This is a genomic window from Haloferax sp. ATB1 (assembly GCF_000730175.1).
In genome coordinates, this window is the sequence record NZ_JPES01000011.1 from 21,887 (window position 1) to 33,330 (window position 11,444).

Genomic DNA, 11,444 nt, shown 5'->3' on the forward strand with positions numbered 1-11,444 from the left:
GTGACCGCTGGCTGTGCCGGTGGGACCGACACGACAGTCCCGACTACTCTCGGGATCATTTTCACGAACCGCCGGCGGCACAACACACCGATGGCGTGAATCGAGACTATCCGCTACATCTCGGTGACGTTCTCGCGGACGTTGTCGTCCCGTGGGTCAACCGCCGAGTCGGTGCGGTCTGGGACACCTACGAGGGGTGAACCTGTCCAGCGTGGTTCACTCGTTGACAGTATGAAACGCCGACAGCACTTCTTCGGGGACCGGGTTTCGATACGCTACTGATTCGCCCTCGCACAATTGCATGAAATCACGGTCAGTCGTGAGAAGCACATCAGCGTCCGCTTCACGTGCAAGTGCGAGATAAAATGAGTCGTACACGTCGTGATTTTTCTCAGCACTAATCTCGTAGGCCGTGAGAATCGTCTGTGGCGTTACGTCGACAGACTCCATCGGATACTGAAGCAACGAACTCACCGCATTTCGCGCATCGACCGTCTCGAATCCGAGGTCTTCGAGTACCCACTGCACACGGAGCGGCAGGTATCCGAACATCAAGAGTCTGTTCTCCCTGGAGTGCCGGAACCAGTTCCTCTGCAATATACGGATGTCCAGGGTGGTCATCAATAAGTTGGATTGCGAGCGCATTGAGATCCGGCAGCAGACGCATCCTATCGACCTCCAAACGTGGCTTCACCGGCGTCCCGGAATGCCTTGTCACCCCACTCTTCAGCCGACTTTCCTGCAGAGAGTGTGTGTAGGTCCGGCAACTGGCGGACGAGTCGGATATCACTTCCCTCCCGGATGACTTTGAACGTCGTTCCATCGCCGAGTTGTAACTCATCGCGAAGTGCTTTTGGAATCGTGAGCCGCCCTCGTTCGTTCAGCGTCGCCTCACCATACTCGCTCTCATCAGCGGTCTCATCTGTCGAACTCATTTTATCTGACTCGACTAGTCAAACAATCCGAATCACCATAAATCATGGTGACGAGATGATTCAGATTGAATTAGTTCGATTACGAAAAAATTCGAGGCGAAAGCCTCGCCTTTCAGGGCGTCACCAGAACGCGGTGCGTTCTGGTTGCCCGCCAGATTACATCTGACGACGGGGATGAAGCCGACCAACAGGTCGGGGAAACCATACCCTCACGAAAGTCCCAAAGAAGTGCGCACAAACCCGAAAGTTGCCTCCGTGGAATCGGCATAGCCGAACCCCCAACGGAGGAATCCTCGCGCTTTAGCGCGGGGAGGATGTCAAGATGGCTGCTCTCATCGCATCGACGACAGCTGAGCCGACGACGAGGTGGAGACACGAACGTCGAACGGGTGTGAGTTGCCCGTTCGTACAGCGCTGTGTTCGCCCCTCGCTTTTGGCCGCCCAACTGTTTATGTCTCGACAAACTCGACGCCGGTAAGTTCGAATCGAGCACCACCATCCGTGGACGAAGTAATACTAACGTTCCAGTCGTGTAACTCGGCGATCCCCTCGACGATGTGGAGTCCGTAGCCAGGATTCTCTGCTTTTGTCGAATAGCCCGCATCAAGCACACTCTCACGTTCGGCTGGCGGGATTCCGACGCGTCGTCTTCGATGAAGATTCCTTCGTTCCCAATCGTCCCGACACGAATCTCGGACGCCGCGCCGTGTTCGACGGCATTCCAGTACAAATTCTCGAAGAGGCGACGCAGTTGTGTCGTCTGGGCTAAACACTCGACGTCGTCGACAACGACGAGGGCAGTCCCTTCCGCGGAGACCGTCGACCACGCGTCTTCGGCGACGGTGAGTAATGAGATTGCCTCCAGTTCAAGGTCTTTGCCACGAGCGATACGGAGGAGTTCATCGATGAGATTATTCATTCGGTTGTGTGCCTGTGCGACCGCCTCCAAATGTTTGAAATCGCCAGTCTCCTGGGCCAACTGTAGTTGGCCCTCGGCGATGTTCAACGGATTCCGGAGGTCGTGCGACACGGTACTCGCGAACGATTTGAGGATGTGGTTCCGAGTCTGCAACTCCTCTTCGCGCGCTTTCTCTTCCGTAATATCTCGTGAGTGGACACACAGACCGTCTGCAACCGGATACACCCGGACCTTGACCCAATACTCATGTGGTTCGTAGAAGGTCTCGAACTCGACGGACTCCGATTCCGTCATTGCCACCCGATAGTTCTCGTAGAGTTCAGTTCCCTCTGCATCCGGAAACGCTTCGAGGAACCGCTTCCCGAGTACTTCCTCCGCATTCCGACCCGTTCGCGTCGCAATCTGGTGATTCCAGTAGGTGATGGTCCACTCATCGTCGAGCGTGAAGAACCCGTCTGTCTGCTCGTACAGCTCGATGATACGGTCCTGAGTGATTCGGGCTTGACGTTCCGAACGTCGACTGCCGACAGCGTTCTGTACGTGGTTCATAAGTTGGTTGTACACCTCGTTCCCATTTTTCTTCAGGTACGTCGTTACGCCCATATTGATGGCTTTGGATGCGATATTCTCGCTTCCATGCCCAGTAAAGAGAATAAACGGGAGGTTCGGATACTCCTCACGGACGGCGGTTAACAGTTCGAGGCCATCCATCTGTGGCATCTGGAAATCGCTGACGATACAGTCGATGGGGTTGTCTTCGAGTCGTTCGAGGCCTGCTGTGGGTTCGATCTCCGAGATGACGGTGACCGAGTCGTCGAGTCGTTCGAGGTACGATGTGACTAGTTCGCAGAACTGCGGTTCGTCGTCAATATGCAAAACGAGCATGTCGTCATCGACGCCCCAGACGTGCTCCGCAGTCGTTTCACGTGCGGTCCCGTTCACCATCGCCATCCACCCCCTCGTGACTGATGTGGCGGCCTTCCGCCGCGGTTAGTCTATTCCCTCGCGTTTCGGACGAGCGCGACGAGCGTGGTCGGTGTAACTGATCTGGCATTCGACACGAGTACATGTTGATTGTGAACTGATTGACATCTGCTATTACGGTCGACCGGTGTGTAGTCGCGTCCATACTGGTGAGTCTCCTATTGGGCTAGCGTTGAAAGAGAGAAGGAACGCGCCCGTGTCAGGGAGACACCAACGGTCGGACAAGGACGAATGGGTGACTTGTCTTCCTCGGCTACAGTCCCTTTTTGTCTCAGAACAAAAAAAGTGTTGGATGATAACATATGTCATTGCCGAGTATTGCCAGTACGATCTCTTGGCGTCGCTTGTGAATCCAACAACGAGCGCTCCCCGCGATCAACGAACTCGTTTCAGCGAATTGGAGCGAGAGAACCACCACTCCACTCTCCGAGGGTCACTCTAACGTCGAATCGCGCAACTGCTGGAGCGTGTGCATCTCCGAAAACCCGGGCTGGTTGATTTGAAACGTCTTCGGCGGCGAGTTCGTACTGTAGGTTTTCTCGACGCGCGGCGGCCCCTCGTTCGGTTCGTTGAGCCCGCGGAGGACTTCGTGTGCATCGCTTCGATTCTTCACCACCCAGACGGCCGCCTCGGGGTCGCAGGCGGCCATCTTATCGAAGTCTTCGGGGACGGCCGTGAGCAGGTCGTTGTTCACCCGCTCGGCTTCGAGCGTGACGACAATCTCGCCGTTCGCATCGAGACAGACGGCATCGAGTCGCGAGCCCTCGTGTTCGAAATACGGGACGGTCTCGACGGCAGCGGAGTCGTCGTCCTCAACGAACGCCTGTTCGAGATAGCGGCGGCCGACTTCGACCATCACGACGTGGAGACTCGACTCGCTGAGGTCGCCGCGGCCGTGACCGTAGGCGACGCCCTCGCGGTGGCGAACCCCAATCGCGCGTCGGCCCTTCGGCGTGACCGTATAGAGCTTGTGCGGATAGGTACAGTCGAGCGCGAGCGTGCCACCATCGACGAGTTCGCGCACCGACGCGTGGTCGATGCCCGTGTACTCCTGGAGGCGGACCATACTGTCGTACAGGATGTCGTACTCGAATTCCGTGTCAAAGCGACGCTGGTGGGCGGAATACACCGCCTGCAGGAAGCGCAACTGTGCATCCGTGAACACGCTTTTGCGACGCTCTTCGGGCGTGAGCGTCAGCGAAATATTCGAAATCGGGATGTCGTCGCGGTCGACTGCCTCGAGACTGTGACAACAGCCGATGGCGTTTTTCAGCCCCGTCAGCGAGGGGTCATAGCGCGTCGAACACTCCTCGCACTTCGCGGCGTGGGCTTCTGGGTCGTAGACGACCGTCGGCGGGAGCGACTCGTGTAGGGAAGCGTCGAGTTGACTCGCGCTTCGGGAATCGGTGCGTTCCACGGTTCAGCCTCGTCGGCCGGCTGGGTGGCTGCCTCGGGCGTCCGTGCGGTCGAGGACTCGGAGGGTGCGTTTGTGGACTGTGTCGATGGCGTGGTCGGTTGCGGTGTCCGGTCGCGACTGGTAACGCCATCGACGGCAAGGCCATGGGCGTCTCGTGACCGCGCTTCGAGGAGGTCGCACGTCGCGGCGAACGCCGTCTCGCGGGCCTCGGAAAACGACGACGGGCCCTCGGGATGGCCCGCGGGCAGCGGCGCGCTTTGGAGAACGAACGGCGTGGGTTCGGCGTCCCCGAAGCCAGCGGGGAGCGTGGTGAGCCACTGGCCGCGTCGGAGGGCGCGGAGTCGGGCTTGGACCTCGCGTGCGGGGTGGGCAGTCGTCGCGAAGCGATGGCTGAACTCGGGGTCGACCGCGACGTTACCGGTGACAATCGTCGAGACGTTGTTCAGGACCTCGCGATACGCCTCCGGGTTGGCCGCACGGAGTTGCGCGGGGAACTGCATCGCGAGCGTCATCGACAGGCCGAACGACCGCGACTGCGACAGGAGCTTCGACAGCAACGACGACGTCGACAGCTCGGCGGCCTCTTCGAGATACAGATTGACGAGCGGGTGGTCGCCGTCGGGGTGCTGTTGGGTTCGGCGACGCAGCGCCGTCCACAGCGACGACAACAAGACGAGCGTGATGACGCGTCGCGACGCCGGTCGCAACCCACCCGTGTCGATGATGATAACGGCATCGTCGTCGATGTGGGTTCGAAGGTCGAAGCGCGGGCCGGTGCCGTCCTCGGCGTGGACGTGATTAAACAGTTGTGCGAGCCGGGCGTCGAGCGGCACTTTCTCGATGCGGTTGGCGACCCCCTGCATGAGTTCGTCGAACGAGCGCTTGGAGTTGGCCGCGACGCCCGCGAGCATGGCTTGGAGGTCGTCGTCGACGACCGGCGGCGGGTCGCGCGTCTCGTGGAGTCTGGCGACCGCGGTCTGGAACTCGCGGTGGGTGAACGCGTCCGAACCGTGGACGGGGTCGAACATCGCCTTGAGGACGTAGCGGATGATGTCGGGTGACCGAACGGCCTGCTCGAAGCGGTCGCGACCCATGATGCCGATGAGGATATCGACGTAGTGGTCGACGACGTCCTCGACGGCGGTCGTGCGGTCGATGCCGGCATCGAGTTGGTCGCGAATATCGAAAAACGACAGCGCGGGGAGCGTCTCCGTGCAATCGAAGTACGTGACGTTCTCGAGCGAGCCGTGGCGGGCGTAGTGAGCCCGGAGATAGTCCGCGGCCATGCCGTCGCCTTTGGGGTCGATGAGGATGTCCGCGCCCGCGGTCGCGTCATGGTTGTCGAGCATGGCGGTGACGAGACTGGTCGACTTCCCGGAGCCGGTGCGGCCGAACCAGCCGACGTGGAGTGGCTGGAGCGATGGAGGCAGCGAGATGGGTTCGGCTTCGGGCTCGCCGTCGGCGCTCTGGGCGTGGCCGAGTGTGAGCCCTGCTGTTCGGTACCGTTCGAGACGGTCACGCGCCGGGCGCGTGAGGCCGTGTTCGTCTGTCGGCGTCGGCGCGAGTGCGCGCTGGGCGGCCGACGAGAGGGCGGCGGCGTCGAGCAGGCAGACGGCGGGGAGTTCGCGTCCATCCATGACGAGCGCCGGACTCGTGTGGTCGCTCCACGGGAGTTTCGCTCGGAGTCCGGTGTGGGCTGGCGTGGCGGCCGTCCGCGTGCGGAGCGCATCGAACACCGCCTGCGCGTCGTCGCCCGTGCGCTCGCGGCCTTCGATGCGGTAGTGGTCGCCGCTGAGCGGCGTGAACGCCGTCTGCAACGCGGTGAGTTCGGGGAGCGACTCGTCGGGGTCGGTCGTCGTCGCGACCGCGCGGGCGGTGACCGTGAACGACCGCCGGGCGTCCTTGTCGTCGAGGGCGTCGAGTCGTGCGTTGACGGCCGGGTCGGCGGTGTTGGCGTCGGTGTTCGTCGACGTCAGCCAGTCATCGACGAGACGCTGTGACAGCGTATCGCGCCCCTCTGTGAGCCGGCGGCGACGGTCGCGGGCGTGATGTCGCCAGTCAGCATGCGGGGTGACGAGCACCTGGACGGCCATGGGAACGGTCGCGTTCGCAAGCGTCGAGACGACCGTCGCAAGCGGTGGTCGCGTGTCCGTCTCGAGAAACGACGCGTACGGCGTGAGCGTCGTCTGCCAGTCCTCGCGGCGGTCGGGACAGCCGACGAACTCGACGGCTCGATAGCGTGGCGGGCGGTAGCGTTCGAGCGCTTCAGCGTCGGGGTCGGCGTCTGGTTCGGCGGGCGAGAGTCGGTCCAGCGGGTCGGTCGTCGTCGTGACGTCGAACGAGTCGGGGACGAGTTCGCGACACCACGAGTCGATGGCTCCGCCGAGGTCGCAATCGACGCTGAGCGTGTAGTCGATGGTGCGTTCGGGCGAGCCGTCGGTGACGAGCAACCATTCGAGCGTCGGCGGGTCGCTGTGGTCGAGAGGAGGTCGAACAGCCGTGTGAACTGCGCGGTGACCGTCGCGAGGTCGAACGAATCCGTGGTTGGTCGCAGCCGAACGAACGACCGCGTGGATGTGGACTGAATAGTGACCATCGGTCACGGTGATTCGACATAATTCCTTCTCTATGTGTGGTTGTGATAACAGGACTACGGCGTGGTTGTGAGCTGTGCAACACCATGCGACGGCACAGCGTTCCGACGGAGGGGTTCGGAGCGAGGAACGGTGACGGCAGCGGCGTCATGAAACCCGACATCGTCGCTTCGTGGCCGGTGACTAGGTTCTCCACAGCGTTTCCAGACGCTGTTCAATCGCTGTCAGGACGGTCGAGTAGACTGCAAGCGGGTGGAGCGACGACAACTCGAGATCTGTGACGTCCGTTGCCGTTGGTGGCGTGTGGAAGTGCACGCGGCTGTTGTGGGTGTTCGGGTGGCGGTCCCAGCGGCATTCCCACTCCGAATCGTTGTCGTGGGCTTCGATGTAGTGGATGGAGAAATCCCCAGTCGTGAACCAGCGCACGTCAAGGCGGGCGCTCGTTACTATTTCCGGATACCGAGCGGTGTCGAGGTGTGCTGAGAGGAGCCGCGGCTCGTATGAATCCGGGTCGAACATCGTCTCGGCGACAAGGTCATCGGTGGCGAGCTGGCGCTCGATGAGACGGAGCGTTTGTCGATCCGGTGGCCCCGTCGATGGCGACGGTGTCTCGTCTTGGTCCTCCATCTACGCCGGAATCAGATGCCCATCGTTCTGCGACAGTTGTCGGGCGAGTTCATACAACCGGATCTCTCGAATCACGCCCTGCCAGTCACTAATTGCGTTCATCCGTTCGTGGACGGCTGCATGTCCGTCGTGGTCGAACACAGACACAGACGCTGGGTCTGTCGTCTCAAACTCCCGCTCGTACTCGGCACGTCGCGCTTCGAGTGCTGCCACGCGGTCGATAATTTCGTCGACCGTGAGGTCGGTTGCGATTCGGCTGGCGTCTTGCCATTCGAGATAGCCCTCGTTTCGTTTGTACCGCATCGGGCGGCTCTCGTCGTCTCGTCGGACGATTCCCATGTCGACCAGCCGGTCGAGGTGTTTTTTCGCAGCGTTCGGCGAGCAGTCTGCAAGGGATGCAAGCTCCGTGTAGTCAGTCAGCGACGTCGTTCCGAGAACGACATCGTAGATCCGACTAAAGGTATCTGCACCCGTCTGCCACCGATTACGAGCGGTGTCGGTTGTTGGGGCTGGATCGAACTCGTCCATAGGTATCATTCTGTCTCGACACTCAATATATGTTCGTATCTCGCAGATATTTGTGCGCGTCTCGAGCGAGTGCCAACAGCGGACATCGTGCTGGTGGTGTGTTTGTTGCTCGAACACCCCCACGGCGAGGACTCGAGGGCCGCCGTGCGCGCCTCGCCGCTCGCGTTGCTCGCGGCTGCGGTGCTACAGTCGGCCGTCTTCGTCCTCGCCGCGGCCCCGTTCAGTCCCACCCGGTGACTGGTCGGTCGTCGTCTCGTCCGTGTTCGACTCGTGGGGCGCGCCAGTATTTTATCGCGCGCCTGCAGGGGTGCAGGCGCGTGTTCTGGCCTGCGTTGATTCACAATGTGTGTAAACTGCGAGACGGCGTCGACTGTCGAGAGCGCGACCGAACAAACGATGGCATTCGAACTGTACGCGTGGCTTCGCCTGTATGCTGACGAGGGTGTTGACCCTGCGAAACTCGTCCAGTTGTTGTTGCAGACGGCGGTCGTCGTCGACGAACTCGATGGCGTGCCACGGACCCCACCGGGCCGGGATACGACGGCGTACAAACAGCTGCTGGCGCGGACGGACGAGGTGAGCACCCGGCTAGGTGTCGAAGAGGCGAACGACTGCGACCATCTCTGACGACCTTCTCTAATTATATTTATTATGTTGTCATAACTACAACTATGTCTCTAACCGTTGACCGGATTCACATGATTACGAGGAGGAAGCCCACGGCTTCAGCCGTGGGAGGAATCCGACAAGGCTCGAAACAACCCACGAGCGATAGCAATCCGACTCCCCCATGCCAATCATATAATTTATAAAGAATTCATCTAATATGTGAATTAACGATGGAGGTGATTCGTACCGTCAAAGTCAAACTCGACGTACCCAACGAGCGGTGCGACGACCTTCATCAGACCAAAACTCAGTTCCTCCATTGTGCGAACACCACCGCAGAGTGGGCGTGGAGATACCCGAACGACTACTGTGTGACCTCGAAACAGAAAGCCGAGAAAGCCCTCTACGAACGACTCCGCAACGAGACGGAGTTGACGGCAAACCTCGTACAGAAAGGGATTCGACGCGCTATCGAGGCCACAAAAAGCGGTGTCGCCCGACTCAAGAAAGGAGACAACACCAGTCAACCGCACTTCAAAGCGTGGAGCGTCGTCTACGACAAACGCTCTGCGACGTTCCACCGCAACCACGTTTCGCTCTCGACAGTAAATGGTCGCGTTGAGTGCGACTACGTGATTCCCAGCGAAACTGAGGGAACGCCGATTGGCGAGTATCTGCTGAACGAGGACTACGAGTTCCGGATGTCAACGTTGCAGTACGACCGCTCTACGTCGGAGTTCTATCTCCACGCACGGATGCGCCGAACCATAGACGAGCAAGAGCAGTCCACGACTTCTTCTGAAGACGCCAAGCACAGAACAGTCCTTGGCGTTGACCTGAACGTGGACGGCTCACTCGCCGTGACTTCCACAGGTGCATTCATCGGGAACGCAGACGAGATGAACCACCGACGCCGAGAGTTCGAGAAGACTCGCGGGTCGATGCAACAGACGGGAACGCGGTCGGCGCATCTGTCGATTCAGTCGATGAACGACCGTGAACACCGTTGGATGCAGGACGAACTCCATCGAGCCTCAAACCAGATTCTCGAAGAAGCCCAAGATCACGGCTGTACGCACATCGCGTTCGAGAATCTGACCGATATTCGCAAACGGATGGCTGGTGCGAAGCGATTCCACGCATGGGCGTTCCGACGCCTCTCCCAGTACGTTGAGTACAAGGCGGAGATGTTCGGGATCAAGGTTGAGCAGGTGAGCCCTGCGTACACGAGTCAACGGTGTTCGTCGTGCGGGTTTACGCACGAATCGAATCGGCGGACGAAGCATCAGTTCGTGTGTCAGAAGTGCGAGTACGAACTGAACGCGGACTACAACGCGAGTAAGAACATCGCTCGGAAACTACTCAAGAGACTCCACTCGGGGCAGACGTCTTCGAGTGGAGGCGCACCCTGTCAGTGTGCGCTTGCGTCAGGGACGCTGAACCTGAATGGCGATTTCCACGCCTCCGTCGACTCGACGGCAGAAGGGGAGTCCACTGACAAGCCCACGACTTCAGTCGTGGGTTACTGACATCGAGACGGTCCCGGAGGTGCGACCGAGTCGGCCTGAACCGGTCGGCCGAGTCCGTTCTGCGTGTTCTCTCTTATCGCGGCTCTTGTAACTCGTCTTCTCGCAGCGCCTCGTTCAGGTCGTCGCGGACGCGCTCGCCCGTCTCGCGGTTCATCGCCGTCGTGACGATGCGGTTCTCTTGGACGCTCGACCCGTCTCGCAGGAGGAGTCTGACGTTGCCGTTGTCGTCGGCGCGGGTGACCTTCGCCCGGAGCCCCGTCCGCGACCCGGTCCCCCCGGCGTCGATGGGGCCGGGAATGACCTTCTTGACGTGCGGGTGGCCGGCGACGACGCCGATTGCCCGTCGCCCCCGTCGCCCCCCGATGAGCGTGCTGTGGCTCCCGCCCAACTTCTCCGCGGGCGGGATATCGACGACCTCCAGCGTCCGCTCGCCGCGGGTGTCGAGGACGCGCTGGACGGGGTCGTCGTCGGAGACGCGATAGAACTCGTGGTGGAGTTGGGCGCGTGTCTCGCGAAGCGGGGCGCGCTCGCCCGCGGCGTACACGGTCTCGGGGCGCTTGCGCCGAATCTCGTCGGCGACGAGGCCGGCGAAGTTGCGGAGTTGGACGACTTTCGTCTCGTCGTTCGACTCGGGAATCGTCGTGACAGTCGTCTCGCCGAGTACGTCCTCCTCGTCGAGGAACGTCAGCGTCGCGCGGTCGGCCTCGAAGACGGCCACGACGGCGTCGCAGTTGGCGGTGTTGCAGGTGAGACAGTAGTCTCCCGGCTTCTCTAACGGGTTTCCACACCGCCGACAATGCATATCGACGTGTCGGGCGTGCGCGTACAAAAGGCCGTTTATGCGGTTCGAGGCGGACGCGCCGCGACTCCCGACACACGACTCGCCCGGCGAAACATATTCGTCCCCGTGTCCGAGAGTCCACTTCGTATGCGCCGCCGCGCCCTTCTCGCGTCGCTGTCGCCGCTCGCGCTCGCCGGTTTCGTCGGACTGGTCGCGCTCGCGCTCGACCCCGAGACGACCGTCCGCCTCGCCACGCAATTGGGCCAGTCGGCGCTCGATACGGGTCTCGCTGTCGCCTCGTACCTCCGCCGGGCCGCGCCCCTCTCGACGGCGCTCTTCGCCGTTCTCGCGTGGGTCGCTGCCGGGAGCTTCCGCGCGTTCGTCGCCCACCGCGACCCCTCGGACACGCGGACGACCGCCGAACTCGTGTTCGCGCTCGTCGCCTCCGCGACCGTCCCGCTCGTCGTCGTCTTCGCCCGCGACAGACCCGTCGTCGTCGCCGGCGCGGGCGTCGCGCTCCT

At 61.1% G+C, this 11,444-nt stretch carries 9 protein-coding genes and 2 pseudogenes; 3 read left to right on the forward strand and 8 right to left on the reverse strand.

From position 1 onward, the window contains the following. Window positions 1-216: 216 nt before the first annotated feature. The 7 genes and pseudogenes from ATB1_RS02195 to ATB1_RS02220 form a co-directional block, all read right to left on the reverse strand. A complete protein-coding gene (locus tag ATB1_RS02195) occupies window positions 217-528 on the reverse strand; it encodes a PIN domain-containing protein (protein ID WP_198526022.1) in 312 nt (103 codons plus the stop codon). Window positions 529-668: 140 nt separating this feature from the next. Continuing rightward, window positions 669-935, reverse strand: a complete 267-nt coding sequence (locus tag ATB1_RS02200) for an AbrB/MazE/SpoVT family DNA-binding domain-containing protein (RefSeq protein ID WP_042662072.1) — start codon at window positions 933-935, stop codon at window positions 669-671. 449 nt (window positions 936-1,384) lie between these two features. After that, window positions 1,385-1,762, reverse strand: a complete 378-nt coding sequence (locus ATB1_RS24465) for an ATP-binding protein (protein ID WP_394324762.1) — start codon at window positions 1,760-1,762, stop codon at window positions 1,385-1,387. 62 nt (window positions 1,763-1,824) lie between these two features. Further along, window positions 1,825-2,805: pseudogene (locus tag ATB1_RS24270) on the reverse strand (response regulator); the annotation flags it as partial. 1,311 nt (window positions 2,806-4,116) lie between these two features. Then, complete coding sequence (locus ATB1_RS02210; protein ID WP_241768006.1) at window positions 4,117-6,858, reverse strand: TraM recognition domain-containing protein; 2,742 nt, start codon at window positions 6,856-6,858, stop codon at window positions 4,117-4,119. 174 nt (window positions 6,859-7,032) lie between these two features. After that, complete coding sequence (locus tag ATB1_RS02215) at window positions 7,033-7,476, reverse strand: hypothetical protein (RefSeq protein ID WP_042662073.1); 444 nt, start codon at window positions 7,474-7,476, stop codon at window positions 7,033-7,035. After that, the gene (locus ATB1_RS02220) at window positions 7,477-8,004 is read right to left on the reverse strand and encodes a helix-turn-helix domain-containing protein (protein WP_042662074.1); all 528 of its coding nucleotides are present in this window, start codon (window positions 8,002-8,004) and stop codon (window positions 7,477-7,479) included. A gap of 396 nt (window positions 8,005-8,400) precedes the next feature. Here ATB1_RS02220 and ATB1_RS02225 point away from each other — a divergent pair, with 396 nt between their 5' ends. Beyond that, a complete protein-coding gene (locus tag ATB1_RS02225) occupies window positions 8,401-8,631 on the forward strand; it encodes a hypothetical protein (RefSeq protein ID WP_241768007.1) in 231 nt (76 codons plus the stop codon). A 212-nt stretch (window positions 8,632-8,843) separates the two neighbouring features. Further along, entirely contained in the window at window positions 8,844-10,142 is a 1,299-nt protein-coding gene (locus tag ATB1_RS02230; RefSeq protein ID WP_042662076.1) for an RNA-guided endonuclease TnpB family protein, read from the forward strand. A gap of 73 nt (window positions 10,143-10,215) precedes the next feature. Here ATB1_RS02230 and ATB1_RS02235 read toward each other — a convergent pair whose 3' ends face one another. Continuing rightward, a complete protein-coding gene (locus ATB1_RS02235) occupies window positions 10,216-10,944 on the reverse strand; it encodes a DUF2103 domain-containing protein (protein ID WP_042662077.1) in 729 nt (242 codons plus the stop codon). 126 nt (window positions 10,945-11,070) lie between these two features. Here ATB1_RS02235 and ATB1_RS02240 point away from each other — a divergent pair. Next, window positions 11,071-11,444, forward strand: a pseudogene (locus tag ATB1_RS02240) (hypothetical protein); the annotation flags it as partial.

Excerpts from the sequence above, each read along its gene's own strand:
- ATB1_RS02200 (WP_042662072.1), bottom strand. The coding sequence starts at position 935 with ATGAGTTCGACAGATGAGACCGCTGATGAGAGCGAGTATGGTGAGGCG.
- ATB1_RS02215 (WP_042662073.1), bottom strand. The coding sequence starts at position 7,476 with ATGGAGGACCAAGACGAGACACCGTCGCCATCGACGGGGCCACCGGAT.
- ATB1_RS02220 (WP_042662074.1), bottom strand. The coding sequence starts at position 8,004 with ATGGACGAGTTCGATCCAGCCCCAACAACCGACACCGCTCGTAATCGG.
- ATB1_RS02225 (WP_241768007.1), top strand. The coding sequence starts at position 8,401 with ATGGCATTCGAACTGTACGCGTGGCTTCGCCTGTATGCTGACGAGGGT.
- ATB1_RS02230 (WP_042662076.1), top strand. The coding sequence starts at position 8,844 with ATGGAGGTGATTCGTACCGTCAAAGTCAAACTCGACGTACCCAACGAG.
- ATB1_RS02235 (WP_042662077.1), bottom strand. The coding sequence starts at position 10,944 with ATGCATTGTCGGCGGTGTGGAAACCCGTTAGAGAAGCCGGGAGACTAC.